We start from the raw sequence: 20,424 nt of genomic DNA, 5'->3' as shown, positions 1-20,424 counted from the left end.
TGGAAGGGCGATCATCAGGCGAAGATCACCAGGCGGGGATGACCGCGCCTTCGTACTTCGTCTCGATATATTCCCTGACTTCGGGCGAGTGATAGACCTCGACCAGCGTCTTGACCCAAGGCTGCTCCTCATCGCCCTTCCGCACGGCGATCACGTTCGCATAGGGGCTGTCCGCCTTTTCCATGGCAATGGAATCTTCGCGCGGGCTGATCCCGGCGGCGAGTGCGAAGTTCGTGTTGATGACGGCCGCGTCGGCATCATCCAGCGCGCGGGGCAGTTGCGCCGCGTCAAGCTCGCGGAAGCGCAGGTTCTTCGGGTTCTCGCTGATGTCCAGAACCGAGGGCACGAGGCCCGCGTCAGGGTTCACCGTGATCACGCCCTCATCGGCCAGCACCAGCAGCGCGCGGCCGCCGTTGGTCGGGTCGTTCGGGATGGCGACATTGGCGCCATCAGGCAGTTCGTCCAGCGATTCCAACTTGTTGGAATAGACGCCCATCGGGGTAGTGATGGTCTTGGCGACGACCACCAGGTCGAAGCCGCGATCCTTGATCTGGTTTTCAAGGAAGGGGACGTGCTGGAAGCTGTTGGCATGGAGGTCGCCATCGGCCAGCGCGACGTTCGGGACGACATAGTCCGAGAACTCGATCACGTCGATGTTCAGGCCCTTGGCGGCGGCCAGAGGCACGATCTGTTCCATGATCTCGGCATGCTCGCCGGGTGTCACGCCGACCTTGATGTCCTCGGCGGCGGCCATTCCGGCGCTCAGCGCCAGGGCGGCAGCGATCAGTCGCAGCATGGTTGTTCCTTTCAGTTAAAGTCCACGGTCCTTGGCGGCGCGGTGGTCGAGCCGGCGGGCGATCCATTCGCCGAAGGACTGCACCCCCTGCACCAGCACGATCAGGATGATGACGACGGCCAGCATCACGTCCGGCATGAAGCGCTGATAGCCATAGCGGATGCCGAGGTCGCCCAAGCCCTCGCCGCCGACCGCGCCGACCATTGCGGAATAGCCGATCAGGCTGACGATGGCGAGCGTAAGGCCCAGAACGATCCCCGGCAGCGCCTCGGGCAGCAGCACCTTGGCGATGATCTGGCCGGGCGTGGCGCCCATGGCACGGGCGGCCTCGATCAGCCCGCCATCGACCTCGCGGATCGCGGTTTCCACGATGCGGGCGATGAAGGGGGCGGCGGCCAGCGTCAGCGGCACGATGGCCGCCGTGGTGCCGATGGATGTGCCCGCGATCATCCGGGTGAAGGGGATGATCGCCACCACGAGGATGATGAAGGGGATCGACCGCAGCGCGTTCACCACCAGCCCCAGCGCGCTGTTGGTGACGGGGGCCGACAGAAGCTCGCCGCGCTTCGAGGTCGCGAGGAACACGCCCAAGGGCAGGCCCAGAGCCGTGCCGATCAGGCCCGAGACGACGACCATGTAGATCGTCTGCCAGGTGGCCTCCCACAGGATGGGGATCATGTTAGCCGACATGGCCCAGCACCTCCGTCCGCAGGTCATGGGCCTGCAGGTAGGCTTGCGCGCGGGGCAGCGCCTCGGCGGGCACCTGCACGGTCAGGTTGCCGAAGGGGCGGCCGTCGATCTCCTCGATGGCGCCGCCGAGGATGCTGGCGTCGATTCCCAGTTCCGAACCCAGCCGCGACAGCACCGGATGGGTGGCACTGTCGCCGGCGAAGGTGATCCGCAGGATCGCGGGGCCGGTGCCCTCGGGCGTGATGCGGCGGGCGATGAAGCCGGGCAGCGAGGCCCCGGTCACGCCCGACAGGAAGCTGCGGGTCACAGGGTCGTGCGGGTTGGCGAAGATGTCGTAGGTCTCGCCCGTCTCTACGATGCGGCCCCCCTCCATCACCGCGACATGGTGGCAGATGTCGCGGACCACGGCCATCTCGTGGGTGATGAGCAGGATCGTCAGGCCAAGTTCGCGGTTGATGTCGCGCAGCAGCGCCAGCACCGCCTGCGTCGTCTCGGGGTCGAGTGCGCTGGTCGCCTCGTCCGACAGAAGCACCTTCGGCCCGGTCGCCAGCGCCCGGGCGATGCCGACGCGCTGCTTCTGCCCGCCGGAAAGCTGTGCCGGATAACGGTCGGCGAAAGGGGTCAGGCCCACAAGCTCGATCAGGCGGGCGACACGGGCAGCGGCCTCGGCGCGGGGCACGCCCGCGATCTCCAGCGGGAGGACCACGTTGCCGCGCACGGTGCGGTTGGCCAGCAGGTTGAAATGCTGGAAGATCATGCCGACGTCGCGGCGCAAGCTGCGCAACTCGCGCCCGCGGGCGGCGGTCACGTCGCGGCCCAGCACCTCGACCCGGCCCGAGGACGCGCGCTCCAGCCCGTTCACCAGCCGCAACAGCGTGGACTTGCCCGCGCCCGAACGACCGATGACGCCGGTGATGCCGCCCGCCTGCACGTCCAGGCTGACCCGGTCCAGCGCGGCCACGTCGCCGCCCTTCTGGGGCCATGTCTTGATGACATCCCGGAAGGCGATGGCGGGGGAAGGATCTGCGCTGCTGGCCATGCGCGGTCAGGTATCGGGAGTGGCCGGCAGCTTCAATGGCCGGACTACCGCGACAGCGGAAAAGGACCGGCATCCGCGCCGCCGTCCGGGCTTGCACGAAACGGTTTCTGTCGTGGCCCTGAGGCACAAGGATTTTCCGCGATGCATCGGCTTCTTGGTAAAATCAATCCCGCTCTTGCAGCGGCGGACGCAGGAAAAAGGACGATTATTCCTGATTTGCCGCCGATGGGCCGAAGCAACGGGGACGCGCATGGTGTCGTGTCGCGCGATCCGGGCGACCCTGGCGTGACCCATAGGGGCATCAGTCTCCGCGCTCAACACCGCTGCGGAACAGGACAGCCGAGAGAGGCCCGGACAGGCAAAAGCGGCCCCAAGGGGGCCGCCTGCATCCGCGCGACGAGGATGGCTCAGCGCGTGACCTTGGCCAGTTCCGCGTCCAGCCGCTCGCGCGCGCGCTTGGGCAGCTTGCCCTCGGCCAGCACGTCGTAGTTCGAGGCGTCGGCGCCGACCTGCACCAGCGCGACCATCCCCATCGGCGTGTGGGGCGAGCAGCGCAGCCCGTAAAGGCCCGGCTCGGTCACGGTCAGGACATATTCCTCGTTCACCTTGGACTTGAACTCCTCGACTCCCTCGGGAAGCATCCCCTTGATCGAGGCGACATCGTGGCTTTTGTCCGTGGGTACGAAGGTGATGGTGTCGCCCACTTCGGCCTGCACGAAAGCGGGCTGGAACACCATCGGGCCTTCGTCGCCCTTGTTCAGCATCTCGACGCGGTGGTCGGCGGCCATGGCCGGAGCGGCAAGGAACGCAAGCGCCAGCGCGACGGAAATGGAACGTTTCATTCGTCTTGTCTCCTTCAGACGGGGAATCACCCGTTGACCGAAACAATAGGGCTTCCCGCGGCACCGCATGTTGCGCTGCAGCAAACTAGTCCTCGTCGCCCGCGATGTCCTGCAGCGCACGCGCGTCGGCGATGACGACCTTGCGCCGCCCGCGCCCCAGCACCCCTTGCGATTCCCAAGCCGCCATGATGCGGGACACGGTGTGAAGCGTGTTGCCGCTCATGTCGGCGATGTCCTGCCGGGTCAGGGGATAGGGCAACTCGATCCCCTCGTCGGTCTCCAGCGCGTCCTCCCCCGCCTTGGCCCGCAGCCGCAGCACCAGCCGGGCCACGCGGCGGGCGGCTTCCTCGGTGCTCAACTCGCGCAGCCGGTCATGGGCTTCGTCCAGCTTGCGGCCGATTGCCTGCACGATCGACAGCGTGACGGATGGCGCCGCACCCAGCACCGCCTGCCAGCGGCGGCGAGGCCAGACCAGCGCCTCGCTGTCCACGATCGCCTCGCAGGTGCCGGGATAAAGGTCGCGCTGCAAGGCCGGGGCGAAACCGAAGAACTCGCCCGGATGGACAATGCGGACGATCAGCTTCTGCCCGTCGGCCGTGACCTGCGTGACCTTCAGCCAGCCCTCCTTCAGCAGGAAGAAGCGGTCGGCCGGGTCGCCCTGCAGGAACAGCGGCTCGCCCGCCGCCAGCCGGGCGGTGGTGGTGCCGGTCAGGATCGTCCCGACCTCGGCGGGGCTGAGGCCCTGGAAGGCAGCGCGGACGGTGGGGTGGTCGTCGGGCATGAGGGCCGCAACCTTTCGGGACGGGAACTGGCCCGCCCTTGTATCCCGCCCGAACGTGGAAAGTGAACCGTCAGCCGCTGCCCGCCCGCCGCACCAGCAGCCGGTAGCCGCTGGCATCGGCGGCATGGTTGCCGACCCAAGCATGACCCTGCGCCTTCAGTTGCGGCAGCAGCGACAGGGGTTCGCGGTCGAGAAGTGCGAAGATCACTTCTTCGGGCTGGGCGGCCTCGACCTCGGCCAGCAGGCGCCGCATCGGTTCGGGCGGCTCCATCCCCGTCAGGTCCAGAAGCCGCGTGGGGGCGGGCCAGTCCGCCGCGTCGAGTGAGCTTCCTGCCGTCAGCGCGCCCGGCGCGGGCTGGAAATCCACTTGCCACAACGCGCCGTCCAAGGCCGTTTCCGCCAGCGTGAAGCCGCGGTTCCGCAGCACGCTCATCAGCGGAACCGGGCGGAAGGGCGCGATCAGGCGCAGGGTCTGGCCCGGTCCCAGCGCCTCGGCCGCCTGCATGACCGCGGCGAATGGCTCTTGCCCCGAGGCGAGCAGGGGGCGGACGTCCAGGGTGACGATCCGGTTCATCTGCATCCTCCCTGATGCGCCCCGCGGGTTCTGCCCGGCATGATCCGCTATCCGCCGAAGCGGCTTTCGCGGCCCTGCGCGTCCAGCGCGCGGACCTGAATGCCCGGCAGCCCGGCCAGCGCGCCGCGGATCGCGGGCGCGGGGGCAAGCGACAGCCCGGTGGACAGCGCATCGGCCAGCCCCGCCTGCGGCGCGATGACCGCGATGCGGCGCCATTCGGCGCGGGGGGCGCCCGTGCCGGGGTCGATCAGATGCGGCAGACGGCCTTCAGCGTCGAAGCTGTAGCCCGCGGCCTCGGTCACGGCGAGGGCGCGGTCGGCAAGCTCGACCTCGCCGCCGCCCGACAGGCCCACGCGCCACGGATCATGGGCGCTGCGCCCGCCGATGGCGCTGATCTCGCCCATGTTGACCAGCGTGTGCCGCGCGCCTTCGGCCCGCAGCATCGCGGCGATGCGGTCCGAGATGAAGCCCTGTGCGATCCCGTTCAGCGTCAGTTCGGTCCCGCGCGGCATGGCGATGCGGTCTTCGCTGACATGAACGCGGTCGAAGCTGATCAGGGCACGCGCAGTCGCCACCTCGGTCGCATCCGCGCCGGTGGCATAGGCCCGCCACAGCGGTTGCACGGTCGGGTCAAATCGGCCCTGCGTCGCGGCATGGACCTGCCGCGCCAGCAGCAGCGCCTCGACCAGTTCGGGGCTGGGCGCGGCCAGGGCGCCCGTGCGGTTCAGCCGCGACAGTTCCGAATCCGCACGGTAGAGCGTGAAGATCCCCTCCAGCCGCCGCAATTCGGATTCGACCCGTCGCAGGATCGCCCCCGCCTGTTCGGGATCGGGATGGTTCAGGATCAGCGTGGCTTCCGCCCCCATCGCCTGACCGCGCCAAGTGACCGGCTGCGGCGCGGCATGGCCCGGCCCCGCAGCCAGCGCCGCCCCCATCGCGGCGGCGATGGTGATGAAGCGGCGGCGGTCAATGCATGGCATGTTCGTGATCCTCGGGGTCCACCGCCATCTCGTCGCCGCCGCCCAGCACCTGCTCGGGCGTCAGGTCTGCGAAGGCCAGAACCGTGCCGCCCTTTTCGGCGGCAAAGCTGTCGGCGGCCTCGCGGGTGGAAAAGGGCACGATCTCGGACCCGCCCATGCCGCCCCGCGCGTTCGAGCCATGGACATAGAAGGCTTGCCGCGCCTCGACCCAGTTGTCCGCGCCCGGATCGTCCCAGTTGTCCGCGCGGGCCATGTCCGAGACATAGACGGCGGCATAATCCTTGGGTTCGTCGGGCATCATGGTGAAGGCCAGCGTGTCGCGGGCCGACGAGAACCAGAAGGGGTCATGCCCCTCAGTCAGCACCACCTGCCCCTTGGGTCCGTCATGCTCGATCAGGTTCATCCCGCAATAGCGGCCGATGGCCTCGGCCGTCAGCGTGGCCGGCGGGGCCGAGGCCACTGTCTCCTCGCGGCAGCCGGCCAGCGACAAGGCCAGAAGCGCGGCAAGCAGGATCGGTTTCATCACAGGTTCCTTCGCGAAAAGACGGCCATGGCGAGGGCCAGCGGGGCCGCGCACCACAGCACCAGTGCGCCGATCAGGACGCCCGGTGTGAGGGCCGAGTTGTCGAAGACCCCGCCCATGCCCGACAGCATCGCGGACGAGCCCTCGCCCAGCGTCAGCAGCCGGTAGGCGTCGGTCGGGTTCATCACCAACGCCAGATCCATGATCCAGCCGGGGATGGCATGGCCGCCCTGCGCGACAAGGATCGCCAGCAGCGCCATGTCGTAGATCGCCACGAACAGCAGCCACAAGCCGATGGAGATCCCGGCGGCGGTGGAACTTTCCTGCACCGAGGCCGAGGCCAGCAGCCCCAGCGACAGGAACACCGCCCCCAGCAGGATCGAGGCCCCCGTCATGCTGGCGAAAGCCTGCCAGCCTTCCGCCCCATGCTGCCAGACGACGAAAGCGGCGGCGAAGCTGAAGCCGATGATGGTGGCGAAACCCATGATGCCGAGCTGGCCCAGGAACTTGCCCGCGATCACCTGCCAGCGCGACAGCGGATGGCTGAGCAGCAGCAGCAGCGTGCCGCCCTCGGCCTCGCGCGTGATGGCGTTGTGCGAGATCAGCAGCGCGATCAGGGGCACGAGGAAGATGGTCAGGCTCGCCAGCCCCACCACCACGACATCCAGCGCCCCGGTCGAGGTCGATCCCGTGGGCGCCGATCCCAGCGCCGCGATGGCCGACGCCAGCGCCGCCAGCAGGACGGTGGTGGAAACGACCCAGCGGTTCCGCATCCCCTCAGCCAATTCGCGGCGGGCGATGGTCAGGACGGGGGACGAGGGCATGGCGGGGCGGGTCGCGGTGGGCATGGCGATGGATGTGGTCTCGGTGGTCATGCGGCCTCCCGGCGCAGGAAATGCGCGTAGATGTCGTCAAGGCTGGGGTCTTCCAGCGTGATGTCGCGGGCGCCCGCGTCCAGCGCGGCGCGCAGGGCGGCGGGTTTCTCGGCCTCGGACAGTTCGACCTGCCACTGGTCGCCGATGCGGGCCGCGCCTGCAGGCGCCCCCTCGGCCCGGAAGCGCAGGAGAGAAGGCAGCCCGGCCAGCCGGCGCAGTTCCTCCATGGTGCCGTCGGCGATCAGATGGCCCCGGTTCATCACCAGAACGCGGGCGGCCTGATCTTCCAGTTCCGTCAGCGCGTGCGAGGATAGAAGCACCGTCGTCCCTTCGCGGGCGAGGTCGGCCACGATCCCGTAAAGCTCGCGCCGCAGCGCGGGGTCGAGGCCCGAGGTCGGCTCGTCCAGCAGCAGCAGCCGCGGGTGGCCGAGGATCGCCTGCGCCAATCCCAGCCGCTGCCGCATCCCCTTGGAATAGCCGCGCACCGGGCGGTTGGCAGCATCGGCCAGACCCACGCGGGCGAACAGCGCGTCATGGCCGCGCGCGGGCAGGCCCTTGAGGCGGGCGTAGAAGCCCAGCGTCTCGCGCGCGGTGAAGCTGGGGTGGAACTGGACGCTTTCGGGCAGGTAGCCCAGCGCGCTGCGGGCATGACGGCCATGCGCGGGATCGGCGCCCAGCACCTGCAGCAGCCCGCCATCGGGGCGCACCAGTCCCAGCATCATCTTGATCTGCGTGGTCTTGCCCGCGCCGTTATGGCCGACGAGCGCCACGACCTCGCCCGGCGACAGCCGGTAGGTCAGGTCATGGACCACCTCGCGCCCGCCATAGGACTTGCGGACGCCGTCGAGGATCACCGTCGCATCGCTCATGGCAGCGGCCTTTCGGAATTCGGGAACATCAGGGGGTTGCTGTCGGTGACACCGCCCGGCAGCACGGCGGGAAAGCGGCTCTGGGCAAAGCGGATGATCTGCACGGCGGGGCTGGTCATCAGCATCCGTGCCTGTGGGGCCGTCCACATCACCTTGTCCACCATGTCGTTCGGCCGATAGACTGAATCCGCCAGCCCGTCCCCGTTCAGGTCGAAGCCCGAATTGTCGGACCAGTAGTTGCCGATCCCGCCCTCGGACCATTCGAGGTTCCGGCTGCCCACGTATTTCACCTGCACCCGGTTATCCACGAAGTCGTTGCGGGACATCCGGTTGCCCTCGGCCCCGGCGGTGAAGTGGATGCCGGTGCCGCAGCCCTCGAAGCGGTTGCCGGTGAAGACGTTCTGGTTGGCGTTGTAGATGAAGACGCATTTCGTGGGCGCGATGAACTCGCTGCCCTGAAGATCCTCGGGCTCGGGCACGTCCGCGTCGCGGGTCAGGCCCAGGTCGCGCCAGCGCGTGGGGTCGGCGGGAAAGCCCTTGACCGTGTTGCCGGTCAGTTGCGAACGGTTGGCGGTGTTGAACAGGAAGCCGTAGTCGCGGTCGTTTTCGGAACTGTTGTTCAGGACCTTCAGCCGGTCCGAGAACATGATGGCGTAGCCCATGCCGTTGTTGACCGAAACGTTGCCGCTGATCTCGCTGTTGTTGGTGAACATGTAGTGGACGGCAAAGCGCACGCCCTCGAAGTAATTGTCGCGGAAGACGTTCTGCTTCGAGGCGTTCGAGAAGATGCCGTCGCGGCCACGGGTGATGTGGTTGCGCTCGACCACCGCGCCCGGCGCGTTCCAGACGGTCACGCCGTTCCCCAGTTCCTGCTGCCGTCCGCTGCGCCCCACGATGGTGTTGCCGCGCACGATGGAATCGCGCGAGCCGTGGATGCGGACGCCGTGCAGGTTGTCTTCCAGCCGGTTGCCCTCGACCAGCGCGCGGCGCGAGGAGCGGGCCAGGAACACGCCCGAGTCCATCTCGTTCATGTCGTCGCCCGACCGGGTGATGGTCAGGCCGCTGACGGTGACGTCCTCGGCCGTGACCTCGATCGCATGGCCCTGACCCTGCCCGTCCACCACTGCGCCCGGTTCGCCCCGCAGCGCCAGCGGCTTGTCGATGAGAAGGGGGCCGGTCCACCGGCCCGCCTTCAGGATGATCTCGTCCCCTGCCTCGGCGCCCGCAAGCGCGGCGGCCAGTTCGGCATCCGACGCAGGTTTCCAGATGGCGGCGGAAAGCGGCGCGGCCGAAAGGGCCGCGACGCCAAGCGCCAGGAGGGAACGCAGGATGGTCATGCCGCCCGCGGCTCCACCAGCATGCGGCCCTTCATCTCCATGTGCATCGCATGGCAGAACCACGAGCAGTAATACCAGTAGACGCCGGGCCGGTCGGCCTTGAACGTCACCGAAGCCGTGGCCTGGGGCGCAACTTCCATGTTGATGCCGTAGTTGATGATCGAGAAGCCGTGGGTCAGGTCCTCGACGTCATCGACGTTGGTGACGAAGACCGTCACCTCGTCGCCCTGCTGGACGGTGAAGCTGTCCAGCCCGAAGGTCGGCGCGGTCGAGGTCATGTAGACGCGCACCTTGGTCGGGTCGGCGGCGTCGCGGATCACCTCGCTGTCCGAGGTCAGGTCGATGCCGTCGGCCTCGGCCTGCTTCACCGCGTCGGCGAAGAACGGGTCGGCACGGTCCCACAGGTGGACGGGGTTGATCTTCGACGCATGGACGATCGTCGCGTCATGGGGTTCGGCGAAGGTCGGGTTGTCGTGAACGATCACCATCTCGTCGCCCGAGATGTCGATCAGCTGGTCGCATTCCGGCTTCAGCGGACCCACGTTCAGGAAGCGGTCCTTCGAGAACTTGTTCAGCGAGATCAGCCACTTGCCATCTGCTTCCTTGGTCTGGCCCATCGAGGTGTGGTTGTGGCCCGGCTGGTAGTGGACGTCCAGCTTCTGCCGGATGGGGTCCACCTGCTCGCCGTTATACGCCCGGATCGCGTCCTCGATGTTCCACTTGCAGATCTGGCTGTCGATGAACAGTGTCGTATAGGCGTTGCCGCGCCCGTCATAGGCGGTGTGCAGCGGGCCGAGGCCCAGTTCCGGTTCCGCCACCACAGTGTCGCGCGGCTGGATAGTGCCGGCGAACAGGTCGTCAAAGCGGCGCACGTCGAACACCGTGACGGTCGGCGCGAGCTTGCCGTTCGCCACGATGTGGATGCCGTCCGGCGCGGTGTTGATGCCGTGCGGGCCGTTCGCCACGGGGATGTAGCGGGTCAGCTTGTTGTTCTCGCCCCGCCCGTCCAGCACGCGCACGCCGTTCAGCACCTGGCCCTCGCCCGCCGCCACCGCGGCCTCGATCGCGCCGAGATTGAATACGGTCAGCCAGTCCTGATCGGTTTCCATCATCTCGGGCAGGGTGACGCCCTTTTCCGAGTTGTAGCAGGTCGCGAAGGCATATTTGCCCTGGTAGTCGGCGTCCACGTTGTCGAGGTTGCCGTCCACGATGATCTGCCAGGCGACTTCCATCGTGTCGCCGTCAATGGCCGAGAAGATCGAGTGATACTGCGACGGATCGTCCAGCGCGGTGCCGTCGTTCGGCAGCGGAACGCCATCCTCGCCATTGGCGAAGACATAGCCGGTGCGCGGGTATTTCTGCACGCGCAGCCCGTGGACGGTGTGCTGGTTCGGGATCTCGATGATCTTGTCGGTCTTCATCACATCCAGACGGATGCGGGCGACGCGGGTGTTGGCCTTGTCGTTGATGAAGACATAGCGCCCGTCATAGGTCCCGTCGGTGAAGGACGGGTGCGGATGGTGGGCGTCGCCGTTCATGAAGATGCCGCCCTTGTCGGCGAGGAACTCGCGCGTCTGGGGCGTCATGCCTTCGGTCAGGACCTTCAGCGATTCGTTGGTCTGGCCCCAGCCCGTCGCGCTTTCGCGGTTGAAGACCGGGATGCGGATCAGTTCGCGCATCGAGGGGGCGCCGACGACGCGGATCTCGCCCGAATGGCCGCCGGACAGGAAGACGTAGTATTCGTCAAGCTCGCCCGGCCCGACATGATAGGGCTGGTTGCCGGTCGCGCCCTGCGCGGCCGCCTGAGTGGCGACGCCGCCCGCGACCAGCGCCGCGCCTGCGCCCAGCATGGCGCGGGGGGCTACGGTGCCGGCGCCTGCAGCCAAGGCCATGGTGCTGCCCAGCAGCTGGCGGCGGTTCAGACCCGTTCTGGTTTCTTCGGTCATCTCAAGCTCCTTGAGGGTTTGACGTGGTGGATGCCGCAGCCTGCTCGGCCAAGCGTTTCTGCGCCCGGAAGGCCGGAGGCTCCTTGCCGGCAGGACCGGGGGTGGTGACTGTCGCGACGGGGGTGCCGCCGATGGCGCCGGTTGCGGGCTTCAGCGCGGGCTGGGCGCCCCCGAGGTCGGGCATCTTCGGGCCGCCGCTGCGGGCGATCTTTTCGCGCCGCGCCTTGACGGTCATCATGTGCGGGCAGCGTGTGTCGTCGTGGTAAAGCACCTGGCAATGCATACAGTAGATGCATTCGTTGACGTTGATGTTGCCTTCGGGGTGGATCGCCTGCACCGGGCATTCCTTGGCGCAGCGGTGGCAGGGCGATCCGCATTCCGGCCAGCGCTTGAGCCATTCCAACATCCGCATCCGGCCGGGGATCGCCAGCGCCGCGCCAAGGGGGCACATGTAGCGGCAATAAAAGCGTTCGATGAACAGCCCCGGCAACAGGCAGGCCAGCGCGAACGCGACGAACCACCATTCCCGCATGAAATTCAGGATGATCGCGGTCTTGAACGGTTCGACCTCGGAATAGACCTCGGCGCGCGCCAAGGAATACAGCGACAGGCCGAACAGTCCGAGGAAGATCATGTATTTCAGCGGCCACATGCGTTCGTGCAGCGCCCATGGCACGGTGAACTGCGGCACGCGCAGCTTGCGGGCGACGGTGTTCGACAGTTCCTGCAGCGCGCCGAAGGGACACAGCCAGCCGCAGAAAGGCCCCCGGCCCCAGAACAGCAGCCCCGCCGCCACCGCGATCCACAGGATGAAGACCAAGGGCGCGGTCAGGAAATATTCCCACGAGAAGCCGCCCGACAGCAGCGAGTTGAAGAAGGTCAGCACGTTCACGACGGACAGTTGCGCGTTGACCAGCCAGCCCAGCCAGACCAGCGTGAACAGCAGGTAGGCGCGGCGGACCCAGGTGAACAGCACCGGGCGGCGCACCAGCAGGTCCTGGAAGAAGAAGATCAGCGTCAGCACGCCCAGCGCCACGGAGGCGATGGCCACGTTCAGCCGGTTCATGTCCCAGATCGTCTTCCACAGCGCCGGGCCGTCATCCTCGGGCATCGGCTCGCCGACCGTGGTGGCCGCGACGGCGGTCGTGGCGGCAGGCACCGGTTCGGGCGCGGGCAGCATGTAGCTTTCCGGCAGGTTGTAGCCGAGATTGAAGGACAGCGTGGCGGTGTCGCGTCCTTCCGTCGCGCGATGAACCAGCAGTTGCAGCTCGAAAGGCTCGGTCACGTCGAACTCGGCGCCCTCTGGGACGACGAACAGCGCGATCTCGCGCAGGCGGGGCGCCCCCTGCGCCGCCAGCGTAGGCAGGCGCGTGTGGTTGCGGTCCTGAAAGCGCAGGCCCTGGCCGTCCTGCAGCAGCTCGACCCGGTCGAAGACGCCGCCCCGGACATAGCCCGAGCCCTTCCACGAATAGGCCCCGTCGCCCGCCACCAGAAGCGCTGCCTGTCCCGGCTCAAGCCGCTGGGCCAGCCGGTCGTATCCCTGCTGGCCCAGCAGGCTGACCCCGATCGAGGGCACCGACACCGGCGCCACGTAAAGCTGGATGAATGTATCTTCGGGATTCTGCGTCTCGGGCCGCCCGGCGGCCAGCGGCTCGCTGGCCTCTGCGAAGGCCGCGCTGACCTCGCCCACGGTCATCACCAGCGAACGCACGCTGCCGTCGCCCACCAGCGTTTCCCAGTCCGCCGCAGCGGTTGCGGCGGGATCAAGCTCGCGCTGCACCTCGGGGGCAAGTTCCGCCGGGGCCACGCCGCCCAGCCGCCCGGAACGGATCAGCCGCACCGCGGACCGCACCACGCTGTCGCCCATCACCAGCACGGTGACGGTCGCGCCCGAGACGATGTCCACCTGCGGCGGACGCGCCTCTCCGGCGGCGACGCGACCCAGATCGGCGCCGATCAGCCCATTGATGGCTTCCAGCACCCGCGCCTCGGGGATGCCGATCAGGACGATCGGCTCGTGATGCTCGATCATGCTGAGGCCGCGGACCACGCCCTCGGGGTCGATGCCGACGAGAATGTGGATCGGCTTGCCCGAATAGCCGGTCGAGGGGGTGAAATCGGACGCGAGATAAGCGTAGCCCAGCGTCTCGGCCCCGCGCATCACCGGCACGATGGCGGGTTCGCCCTGGGGCGGGCCGTAGCTCTCCGCCCCCGCGAACAGGTCGGCCGCCGGGGTCTTCGCCAGCGCCTCGTCCAGCGTCAGCGCCTGGGCGGCCGAGGCGAAGCCCAGCCCGGCCATTGCAAGGATCACGGCGCGAATCAGGACCAGAAGGACAGCAGGAAAGGGCATTGCAGGCTCCGGCCAAGGGCTTGGCTTGGGCAAACGTCTGGGCTTTTCAGCCCGGCACGACGTTGCGCTGGGTCAAAGTCCGGGCCGGAAGGCCCGCTTTCTCGCCCGGCCATCCTGCGAAGACCGCGCCTAGGTTGCAATACCGAAGGTTGCCACTGCGGGCCTTGCAGGGTTTTCCGGGAACATCGCCCGCCCCCATCCGTTTAGACAGGGACCGCCGCGACGATGCGGCCCAACGGAAAGGAAAAGCCGATGGCAAACGCAAGCAGCAAGAAATTCGGGGCAGGCCAACAGGACCAGGGCAAGGGCGACGGCTCGGGGGGCCTGAGCCCGGTCGAACCGGATACCCCGCTGCCGACCGAGGTGCTGTCGAACCGCGACACCTCGCGCCATTCCGAGCAGCGCGGGCTCGATTCCCGCCACGTCAAGAACGAGCAGGGGCACGAGCATGTGGGCGCGCAGGACCCCGATGACATCGACCGCGAGAAGCTCGCGGACGAGCGTCCCGAGGGGGGCGAGCAGCCTACGGACCGTGGCACCGCCCAATAAGGGAGACCAGCAGATGAGCAGCAACAAGTATCCCAAGACCACCGAGCCCTCTGACGCTGACCTCAAGCGCGATCCGGGCATCGGCAGTTCCAAGGGCGCCACCGGCGCGGACCGCGATCTTGAGGGCGAGAACACCTTCGAGGGCGACGTGATGAACGACACCACGCCCCAGGGCGGCATCGACCCAGACCAGCGGGGACGCGAGAACAAATAGCCGTCAACCGAAAGGAGACCGCGATGAGCGCCGACAAGACCCAGCAAGGCGACAAGACCCACCAGCAGCAGCGCCAGATCATCGAAGGGCGCGTGGACACCAGCAATGCGGACAAGGACTTCGATCCGCGGCCTTACCTGAACGCCTCGAAGGAGGTGCGCGACCGCATCACCGAGACCGACCTGCCCCGCGACCCGACGCCTCTGGCGAGCGATGACGGCGATCCGGCGGTGCGGGGCGAGAACCAGGAACGCCACAACAAGCGCGGCGGACACCCCGAGGATCAGGAGCAGGAGAACGGCTGACCCCGGCGGGCGATACTTCCCATTTGCGCATGGTCCGCGTCAGGCGGCATGATCCGCCCGGTTGGCGGCTTCAGGCTGATCGTGAAGGCCTGCTGCCTGCCGCACCCAAACTGCGGCAAGGTTCAGATCATCTGAATGACACTGCCATGTCCGCGCCCATCAAGGCGACAGATTCCCAGACCACGACCGCAGTGCAGCCTGATGGCCGCAAGGCGGACGTGAATGCTGGATACCGGCCTTATGCCCTGCCAGCGCGGCTGTCGCGCAGCGCCGATTGCAGCGCGCGGAAGCTGCGGTAGCGGGCATCGTGCAGGGTCGCGGCTTCCGCATTGGGGCGGTATTCTTCCGCAGGCCGCGACATGGCCGCCATCGCCTCGGGCACCGTCGCGAAATGACCGGCGGCCACCGCGCCGATGATGGCCGAGCCCAGCAGCACCGGCTCGGGCGCCATGCTGGACAGAACCGGCTTGCCCGAGCCGTCCGCGAGCAACTGGCGCACGAGGTCAAGCTGTCCCGCCCCGCCCGAGATGACGACACGATCCACCGACGCACCGGCCTTGTCCTGCGTTTCAATGATCTGGCGCAACCCATAGGCGATGCCGCAAAGCCCCGCGATGTAGAGCGACACAAGGCTGTCCAGATCCCGCTCGATCCCCAGTCCCGCGATGATGGCGCGGGCATGGGGGTCGGCGAAGGGGGCGCGGTTGCCGAGGAACTCGGGCACGACATGCAGCCCCTCGGCCAGCGTCACCGCGGCGGAAAGGTCGCCTGCCTTGCGGGCAGCCTGTTCGGCCAGCCAGACCGGCAGCGGCTGGCCTGCGGCATTGGCCTCGGCGGCGGCCTGAGGCGCGGCAGGGTGGAAGGCGAGAAGCTGCTCGATCGCGGCGCCGGCGGCGGACTGGCCGCCCTCGTTCAGCCACATCCCCGGGACCATCGCCTGATAGTAAGGTCCCCAGACGCCCGGGACGAAGACCGGCTCGCGCGTCGTCGTCATGGTGCAGGAGGAGGTGCCGAAGACATAGGCGAGGTTGCTTTCGGGCGAACCCTGCATCCCCACGGTCCCGATTCCGCCCGCATGGGCGTCGATCAGCCCCGCGCCGACCGGAATCCCCGCCCGCAGGCCCAGATCGGCCGCCGCTGCCTCGGTCAGCCCCGACCCCAGCGGTGTTCCCGGCGCGACGATCCTCTGGCCGATGCGGGCAAAGCCGTCCTCGGCCAGATCCTCCAGCCCGATGCTGCGGAAGTAATCCGGGTCCCAGCGGTCCTCGTGGGCGAGATAGGTCCATTTGCAGGTGACGGTGCAACTGGACCGCGCAAGGTCATCCGTCGCCCGCCAGCCGAGGTAATCGGCGAGGTCGAAGAACTGCCATGCCTGTGCGTAACTCTCGGGCAGGTTCTCGCGCAGCCACAGCAGCTTCGGCGTCTCCATCTCGGGCGAGATCACGTCGCCGACATAGCGCAGGACCGCATGGCCCAGGGCGTTGATCCGCTCGGACTGACCCACGGCGCGGTGGTCCATCCAGACGATGATGTTGCGCGCCGCGTCGCCCGAGGCGCTGACGGTCAGCGGACGCCCGCCCTCGCCCAAGACGACCAGCGAGCAGGTCGCGTCGAAGCCGATGCCCGCGACCTGCGCCGGGTCGATCCCCGCCACCACCTCGCGGGTCGCGGCGCAGACGGCGGCCCAGATGTCCTCGCTCGACTGCTCGGCGATGTCGGCGCCATCTCGCCACATCCTGATGTCACGTTTCGCGCTGGCGACCATCTGGCCTGTGGCGTCGAACAGCCCGGCGCGGGCGCTGCCGGTGCCGACATCGACGCCAAGGAAGAACGGTCCGTCGCTTGTCATGGCGTCCCTCGTCACAGATCGACGCTGTTGGGCAGGATCACGAGGTCGCGGATCACCACGCCCCGCGGCCGCGTCAGCATGAACAGCACCGCGTCGGCCACCTCCTTCGGCTGCATCAGTGAACCGTTGGCCAGCGCCTCCTCCATCTTGGCCTTGGGCCAGTCGTCCAGCAGCGCCGTGACGACGGGCCCAGGCAGCACCGCGCCCATGCGGACGCCGTGCGGCGCCACTTGCCGACGGGTCGCGTGCAGGAAGGCCTGCACCGCGAATTTCGATGCGGTGTAGATCGGCTCCCACACCACCGGCACGACGCCGGCGACGGACGAGGTGAAGATCACGTCGCCGGTCTTTCGCTCGATCATGCCGGGCAGGACCGCGCGGACGCTGCGGAAGGCCGCGTTGATGTTGAGGTTCAGCATCCGGTCCCAGGCGTCCGGGTCGCCCTCGGCTGCGGGGCCGCCGATATAGGCGCCGGCATTGGCGTGGAAGATGTCCACGGGGCCGGCCAGTTCCTCGATCCCTGTGGCGATCCTGTCCACCTGCGGGCCATCCAGCAAGTCCACGACCAGCGGATGCGCCTTGGGTCCGAGTTCACGGCACAGCGCCTCGAGCCGATCGGCGGCGCGGTCGATCAGCACGACCTCGGCGCCTTCGGCCAGCATGGTGCGGGCGCATTCCAGTCCGATCCCGGACGCGGCGCCGGTAACGGCCGCGACCTTGCCTGACAGTTGCTCAGCCATGGTATGTCCTTCTCAAGCGCGGCCGTGGCTCGCGCGCGACTGCCGCGCCAGCGAATCGACGATCACCGCAATGGCCAGGACCGCGCCGGTGATCATATAGCGCAGTGACGAACTGAGGTTCAGCAGCGTCAGCCCGTTCGAGATCGACTGGATCACGATGATCCCCAGCAGCGCCGACCAGGCCGAGCCGCGCCCTCCGAACAGAGACGTCCCCCCGATCACCGCCGCCGCGATGGCGTTGAGATTCACGTCCCCCGTCCCCGCCTGCTGGCTGGACGACGCAAGCCGCGAGGCCGCGAGGATGCCCCCCAGCGCCGCCAGAGTGGAACACAGCATGAAGGCCGAGATTCGGATGCGGTTCACGTTAATGCCCGACCGCCGCGCGGCCTCGCGGTTGCCGCCGACCGCGAACATGGCGCGGCCCCATTTCGTGCGCGTCAGGGCATAGTTCATGATGACGACCAGCAGCACGAACAGCCCGAACATCCACGGGATGCCCCGGCCCTGGTTCAGGTAATAAACGGCCCCCAGCAGGATCACCGTCAGGATGCCCGCCTGCGCCAGCAGGACTGACAGGCCGCCGGGGTTGGACAGGTTGACCGCCCGCCGGCGCCGCATCCGGTCGAGGCCCAGCCACAGGATCACCGCCCCCGGCACCACCGCCAGCAGATAGCTGAACCATGCGGGCATGACGTGGATCTGGCCGAAGCGCACCAGCGGCGAGGCGTAAGGAAGGTTGATCGAGCCGGTCGAGCCCAGCAGGTAAAGCTGCAGGCCCAGCATCGCCAGCAGCCCCGAGAGGGTCGACACGAAGCTGGGCATCCCGAAGCGGTTCAACAGCGTCGCATAGACGAAGCCCATGAAGGCGCCCGAGGCCAGCGCCACAAGGATCGCCAGCGCCACCGGCAGCCCCATCTTGACCCAGATGACGCCGAGGATGGCGGATGCCAGTCCGCTCATCGACCCCACGGACAGGTCGATCTCGCCCAGCATCAGCACGCAGACGACCCCCAGCGAGATGCAGCCCACTGCCGCCGCGTCGAACAAGAGGTTCGCGAGGTTGTTGGGCGCCAGAAACACCGGGTTCAGCGACCAGAAGACGGTGCCGATCAGGATCAGGCCGAGGATGACCGGCAGCATCCCCAGGTCGCCCGACCGCACCCGGTCGATAAAGCCCCGGACGGCGCCGCTGATCCCTTCGTCATGGCGGACACGGCTGTCGGATCGGTCCAGCGCGGCTTGTGGCTCGGTCATGTCAGGCCCCCGTTTCTTCGAGCTTGCGCGCCTGCCGGCGCGAGACGGCGTTCTCGGTGGCCCCCGTGATGGCCGAGACCAGCTCGGCATTCGAGGACTCGGCCGTGAAGATGCCGTTGTTGCGGCCCAGCCGCAGGACGACGATGCGGTCGGCGACGGCGCGCACGTCCTCCATGTTGTGGGAAATCAGGATGACGCCGAGGCCGCGGTCGCGGACCCGCTCGATCAGGTTCAGCACCTCGGCGGTCTGCGCCACGCCCAGTGCAGCGGTCGGCTCGTCCAGCATGATGACCTTGGGGTCCAGCAGAAGCGAGCGCGCAATGGCGACGGTCTGGCGCTGGCCGCCCGACAGCGAGGCCACAGGCTCGCGGACCGAAGGGATGCGGGCGGCAAGCTCGCGCAGCAGGGTCCAGGCGCGGACCTCCATCTGCACCTCGTCCAGCCGCCATGGGGAAATCTCGTGGCCGAGGAACAGGTTGGAGACGACATCCAGGTTCTCGCACAAGGACAGGTCCTGAAAGACGGTGGCGATGCCCATTTCCAGCGCCTTTCCGGGGCTGTCCAGCGTCACGGGCTTTCCCATGAACTCGACCGTGCCGGCAGTCGGCTGGTGGACGCCCGCCAGCACCTTGACCAGCGTGGACTTGCCCGCGCCGTTGTCGCCGACCAGGGCCACGACCTCGCCCGCGTGAATGTCCAGTTCGATGTCGGCCAGCGCCTGCACGGCGCCGAACTGCTTGGACACGCCGCGCAGCTTCAGGATCGGTTCGGCGGATCGGGGGCTTTCGGCCATCTGCGGTTCCTTCCCTTGAAGGACGCGCGCCGCCGGGGCGCGCGCCTTTGTCATCTTACTGCAGGATGCCCAGTTCGCGGCAGGGATCGGCATATTCGGCGGTGCAGACTTCCTCGGGGGTCTGGATGCCCTTGTCGAAGATCTCGGCCTTGATGTTCTCGCGCGTGACCACCGCCGGGACGAACAACTCGGACGGGGTGTCGTAGAGCGTGGTCTTCGCCTCGGGCGTCTCTCCCTTCAGGAAGGTCGCGACGATATTGGCGGCGGCCTCGGCCACGATTTCCGAAGGCTTCGAGATGGTGTTGTACTGGTCGCCCGCGATGATCAGTTGCAGCGCCGCGATGGTGGCGTCGTTGCCGGTCACGGGCGGCAGCGGATCGACGCCCGCGGCCTTCAGCGCGGCGATGGCGCCACCTGCGGTGCCGTCGTTGGCGGCGACGATCCCCTTGATGTCGGCGCCAAAGCGGTTGATCTGACCTGCGGTGAATTCCTGTGCCCTGGGCGGCGCCCAGTCGGGCGTGTCGTATTCCGCCAGCGTCTGATAGCCCGAGGCATCCAGCGCCGCGTCGATCCCGTCGCGGATCAGCCCCGCCGCCGCATCGGTGGGCGAGCCGTTGATCTGCAGCACGCCCGCGCCCTCCGGCACGCCCTGGGCCTTCATGTGATCGACCAGCGACTGCGCGATGGCCTGGCCGATGCCCTTGTTGTCGAAGGAGACGTAGTAGTCGGCCGGCACGTCCGGGATCGGGCGGTCATAGGCGATGATCTTCACGCCCTGCGATTGCGCCATCTGTACAAGGCCTGCCGCGGCCGCCGAGTCCACCGGATCGAGAACGACGATCTTCGCGCCCTGGGTGACGACCGAGTTGAACTGCTGCTGCTGCAGCGACACGTCCGCGTTGGCGTTCTGGTAGATCACCGTGCAGTCGGGGCAGAGTTCCTTCATCGCGGCCTGAAAGCCGGGAAAGTCGTGTTCCTCGTAGCGGGTGGATGCCTGATCGGGCATCAGAAAGGCGACCGTCGCGGCTTCCTGCGCCATCGCCGCACCGCCCAAAAGCGCCGCCGCGACAACCGGGGCGGCTGCAAGCGAAAGTTTCGACATCATGATCCGTCTCCTC

21 protein-coding genes are annotated in these 20,424 nt (G+C 67.9%); 3 read left to right on the top strand and 18 right to left on the bottom strand.

From position 1 onward, the window contains the following. Nucleotides 1-25: 25 nt before the first annotated feature. From H5395_RS11610 to H5395_RS11550, 13 genes are all read right to left on the bottom strand, one after another. The gene (locus H5395_RS11610; protein ID WP_182792740.1) at nucleotides 26-796 is read right to left on the bottom strand and encodes a MetQ/NlpA family ABC transporter substrate-binding protein; all 771 of its coding nucleotides are present in this window, start codon (nucleotides 794-796) and stop codon (nucleotides 26-28) included. A 15-nt stretch (nucleotides 797-811) separates the two neighbouring features. Beyond that, entirely contained in the window at nucleotides 812-1,486 is a 675-nt protein-coding gene (locus H5395_RS11605) for a methionine ABC transporter permease (RefSeq protein WP_182792739.1), read from the bottom strand. Beyond that, nucleotides 1,476-2,525 (bottom strand): methionine ABC transporter ATP-binding protein, encoded by a 1,050-nt coding sequence (locus H5395_RS11600; protein ID WP_182792738.1) that lies wholly within the window; start codon nucleotides 2,523-2,525, stop codon nucleotides 1,476-1,478. The genes H5395_RS11605 and H5395_RS11600 overlap by 11 nt, the downstream gene beginning before the upstream one ends. Before the next feature lie 407 nt (nucleotides 2,526-2,932). Then, nucleotides 2,933-3,367 (bottom strand): pseudoazurin, encoded by a 435-nt coding sequence (locus H5395_RS11595; RefSeq protein ID WP_182792737.1) that lies wholly within the window; start codon nucleotides 3,365-3,367, stop codon nucleotides 2,933-2,935. An 85-nt stretch (nucleotides 3,368-3,452) separates the two neighbouring features. Further along, on the bottom strand, nucleotides 3,453-4,148 hold the full coding sequence (locus tag H5395_RS11590) for a Crp/Fnr family transcriptional regulator (protein ID WP_182792736.1): 696 nt from the start codon (nucleotides 4,146-4,148) through the stop codon (nucleotides 3,453-3,455). Between the two features lie 70 nt (nucleotides 4,149-4,218). After that, nucleotides 4,219-4,722 (bottom strand): DUF2249 domain-containing protein, encoded by a 504-nt coding sequence (locus H5395_RS11585; protein ID WP_220495006.1) that lies wholly within the window; start codon nucleotides 4,720-4,722, stop codon nucleotides 4,219-4,221. A 47-nt stretch (nucleotides 4,723-4,769) separates the two neighbouring features. Continuing rightward, complete coding sequence (locus H5395_RS11580) at nucleotides 4,770-5,702, bottom strand: FAD:protein FMN transferase (RefSeq protein ID WP_220495004.1); 933 nt, start codon at nucleotides 5,700-5,702, stop codon at nucleotides 4,770-4,772. Beyond that, nucleotides 5,689-6,225 (bottom strand): nitrous oxide reductase accessory protein NosL, encoded by a 537-nt coding sequence (locus H5395_RS11575; RefSeq protein WP_182792734.1) that lies wholly within the window; start codon nucleotides 6,223-6,225, stop codon nucleotides 5,689-5,691. The genes H5395_RS11580 and H5395_RS11575 overlap by 14 nt, the downstream gene beginning before the upstream one ends. Then, on the bottom strand, nucleotides 6,225-7,100 hold the full coding sequence (locus H5395_RS11570; protein WP_255440628.1) for an ABC transporter permease subunit: 876 nt from the start codon (nucleotides 7,098-7,100) through the stop codon (nucleotides 6,225-6,227). Before H5395_RS11570 ends, H5395_RS11575 begins: the two co-directional genes overlap by 1 nt. Beyond that, nucleotides 7,097-7,969, bottom strand: a complete 873-nt coding sequence (locus H5395_RS11565; protein WP_182792733.1) for an ABC transporter ATP-binding protein — start codon at nucleotides 7,967-7,969, stop codon at nucleotides 7,097-7,099. Before H5395_RS11565 ends, H5395_RS11570 begins: the two co-directional genes overlap by 4 nt. Continuing rightward, on the bottom strand, nucleotides 7,966-9,306 hold the full coding sequence (locus H5395_RS11560) for a nitrous oxide reductase family maturation protein NosD (RefSeq protein WP_182792732.1): 1,341 nt from the start codon (nucleotides 9,304-9,306) through the stop codon (nucleotides 7,966-7,968). Before H5395_RS11560 ends, H5395_RS11565 begins: the two co-directional genes overlap by 4 nt. Continuing rightward, entirely contained in the window at nucleotides 9,303-11,252 is a 1,950-nt protein-coding gene (gene nosZ, locus H5395_RS11555) for a TAT-dependent nitrous-oxide reductase (RefSeq protein ID WP_182792731.1), read from the bottom strand. Before nosZ ends, H5395_RS11560 begins: the two co-directional genes overlap by 4 nt. A gap of 1 nt (nucleotide 11,253) precedes the next feature. Beyond that, nucleotides 11,254-13,602 (bottom strand): NosR/NirI family protein, encoded by a 2,349-nt coding sequence (locus H5395_RS11550; RefSeq protein ID WP_220495002.1) that lies wholly within the window; start codon nucleotides 13,600-13,602, stop codon nucleotides 11,254-11,256. Nucleotides 13,603-13,854: 252 nt separating this feature from the next. On the opposite strand from H5395_RS11550, the gene H5395_RS11545 reads away from it, so the two are divergent. Genes H5395_RS11545 through H5395_RS11535 form a run of 3 tightly spaced genes read left to right on the top strand, consistent with a single transcriptional unit; the run spans nucleotide 13,855 to nucleotide 14,670 of the window. Continuing rightward, nucleotides 13,855-14,151: a hypothetical protein gene (locus tag H5395_RS11545; RefSeq protein ID WP_182792730.1), complete on the top strand. Its 297-nt coding sequence runs from the start codon at nucleotides 13,855-13,857 to the stop codon at nucleotides 14,149-14,151. 13 nt (nucleotides 14,152-14,164) lie between these two features. Further along, nucleotides 14,165-14,365, top strand: coding sequence for a hypothetical protein (locus H5395_RS11540; RefSeq protein WP_182792729.1), 201 nt, complete (start codon nucleotides 14,165-14,167; stop codon nucleotides 14,363-14,365). 23 nt (nucleotides 14,366-14,388) lie between these two features. Further along, a complete protein-coding gene (locus H5395_RS11535) occupies nucleotides 14,389-14,670 on the top strand; it encodes a hypothetical protein (protein ID WP_182792728.1) in 282 nt (93 codons plus the stop codon). Nucleotides 14,671-14,908: 238 nt separating this feature from the next. Here the strand turns inward: H5395_RS11535 and H5395_RS11530 are convergent, their stop codons facing one another. Genes H5395_RS11530 through H5395_RS11510 form a run of 5 tightly spaced genes read right to left on the bottom strand, consistent with a single transcriptional unit; the run spans nucleotide 14,909 to nucleotide 20,411 of the window. Beyond that, the gene (locus H5395_RS11530; protein ID WP_182792727.1) at nucleotides 14,909-16,519 is read right to left on the bottom strand and encodes an FGGY-family carbohydrate kinase; all 1,611 of its coding nucleotides are present in this window, start codon (nucleotides 16,517-16,519) and stop codon (nucleotides 14,909-14,911) included. Between the two features lie 11 nt (nucleotides 16,520-16,530). Then, nucleotides 16,531-17,259: an SDR family oxidoreductase gene (locus H5395_RS11525; protein WP_182792726.1), complete on the bottom strand. Its 729-nt coding sequence runs from the start codon at nucleotides 17,257-17,259 to the stop codon at nucleotides 16,531-16,533. A gap of 12 nt (nucleotides 17,260-17,271) precedes the next feature. Continuing rightward, nucleotides 17,272-18,513, bottom strand: a complete 1,242-nt coding sequence (locus H5395_RS11520; protein ID WP_182792725.1) for a sugar ABC transporter permease — start codon at nucleotides 18,511-18,513, stop codon at nucleotides 17,272-17,274. A 1-nt stretch (nucleotide 18,514) separates the two neighbouring features. Beyond that, on the bottom strand, nucleotides 18,515-19,306 hold the full coding sequence (locus tag H5395_RS11515) for an ATP-binding cassette domain-containing protein (RefSeq protein WP_182792724.1): 792 nt from the start codon (nucleotides 19,304-19,306) through the stop codon (nucleotides 18,515-18,517). Nucleotides 19,307-19,361: 55 nt separating this feature from the next. Then, entirely contained in the window at nucleotides 19,362-20,411 is a 1,050-nt protein-coding gene (locus H5395_RS11510) for a sugar ABC transporter substrate-binding protein (RefSeq protein ID WP_182792723.1), read from the bottom strand. Between the last annotated feature and the right edge of the window lie 13 nt (nucleotides 20,412-20,424).

Origin of the sequence: Paracoccus sp. MC1854, from assembly GCF_014164635.1 — a bacterium.
Classification (GTDB): Bacteria; Pseudomonadota; Alphaproteobacteria; order Rhodobacterales; family Rhodobacteraceae; genus Paracoccus.
This window is presented reverse-complemented; position numbering and strand designations above follow the sequence as displayed.

Excerpts from the sequence above, each read along its gene's own strand:
- H5395_RS11580 (WP_220495004.1), bottom strand. The coding sequence starts at position 5,702 with ATGCCATGCATTGACCGCCGCCGCTTCATCACCATCGCCGCCGCGATG.
- H5395_RS11575 (WP_182792734.1), bottom strand. The coding sequence starts at position 6,225 with ATGAAACCGATCCTGCTTGCCGCGCTTCTGGCCTTGTCGCTGGCCGGC.
- H5395_RS11525 (WP_182792726.1), bottom strand. The coding sequence starts at position 17,259 with ATGGCTGAGCAACTGTCAGGCAAGGTCGCGGCCGTTACCGGCGCCGCG.
- H5395_RS11610 (WP_182792740.1), bottom strand. The coding sequence starts at position 796 with ATGCTGCGACTGATCGCTGCCGCCCTGGCGCTGAGCGCCGGAATGGCC.
- H5395_RS11560 (WP_182792732.1), bottom strand. The coding sequence starts at position 9,306 with ATGACCATCCTGCGTTCCCTCCTGGCGCTTGGCGTCGCGGCCCTTTCG.
- H5395_RS11530 (WP_182792727.1), bottom strand. The coding sequence starts at position 16,519 with ATGACAAGCGACGGACCGTTCTTCCTTGGCGTCGATGTCGGCACCGGC.
- H5395_RS11570 (WP_255440628.1), bottom strand. The coding sequence starts at position 7,100 with ATGACCACCGAGACCACATCCATCGCCATGCCCACCGCGACCCGCCCC.
- H5395_RS11545 (WP_182792730.1), top strand. The coding sequence starts at position 13,855 with ATGGCAAACGCAAGCAGCAAGAAATTCGGGGCAGGCCAACAGGACCAG.
- H5395_RS11565 (WP_182792733.1), bottom strand. The coding sequence starts at position 7,969 with ATGAGCGATGCGACGGTGATCCTCGACGGCGTCCGCAAGTCCTATGGC.
- H5395_RS11540 (WP_182792729.1), top strand. The coding sequence starts at position 14,165 with ATGAGCAGCAACAAGTATCCCAAGACCACCGAGCCCTCTGACGCTGAC.
- H5395_RS11515 (WP_182792724.1), bottom strand. The coding sequence starts at position 19,306 with ATGGCCGAAAGCCCCCGATCCGCCGAACCGATCCTGAAGCTGCGCGGC.
- H5395_RS11590 (WP_182792736.1), bottom strand. The coding sequence starts at position 4,148 with ATGCCCGACGACCACCCCACCGTCCGCGCTGCCTTCCAGGGCCTCAGC.
- H5395_RS11510 (WP_182792723.1), bottom strand. The coding sequence starts at position 20,411 with ATGATGTCGAAACTTTCGCTTGCAGCCGCCCCGGTTGTCGCGGCGGCG.
- H5395_RS11600 (WP_182792738.1), bottom strand. The coding sequence starts at position 2,525 with ATGGCCAGCAGCGCAGATCCTTCCCCCGCCATCGCCTTCCGGGATGTC.
- H5395_RS11585 (WP_220495006.1), bottom strand. The coding sequence starts at position 4,722 with ATGAACCGGATCGTCACCCTGGACGTCCGCCCCCTGCTCGCCTCGGGG.
- H5395_RS11520 (WP_182792725.1), bottom strand. The coding sequence starts at position 18,513 with ATGACCGAGCCACAAGCCGCGCTGGACCGATCCGACAGCCGTGTCCGC.
- H5395_RS11605 (WP_182792739.1), bottom strand. The coding sequence starts at position 1,486 with ATGTCGGCTAACATGATCCCCATCCTGTGGGAGGCCACCTGGCAGACG.
- H5395_RS11595 (WP_182792737.1), bottom strand. The coding sequence starts at position 3,367 with ATGAAACGTTCCATTTCCGTCGCGCTGGCGCTTGCGTTCCTTGCCGCT.
- nosZ (WP_182792731.1), bottom strand. The coding sequence starts at position 11,252 with ATGACCGAAGAAACCAGAACGGGTCTGAACCGCCGCCAGCTGCTGGGC.
- H5395_RS11550 (WP_220495002.1), bottom strand. The coding sequence starts at position 13,602 with ATGCCCTTTCCTGCTGTCCTTCTGGTCCTGATTCGCGCCGTGATCCTT.
- H5395_RS11535 (WP_182792728.1), top strand. The coding sequence starts at position 14,389 with ATGAGCGCCGACAAGACCCAGCAAGGCGACAAGACCCACCAGCAGCAG.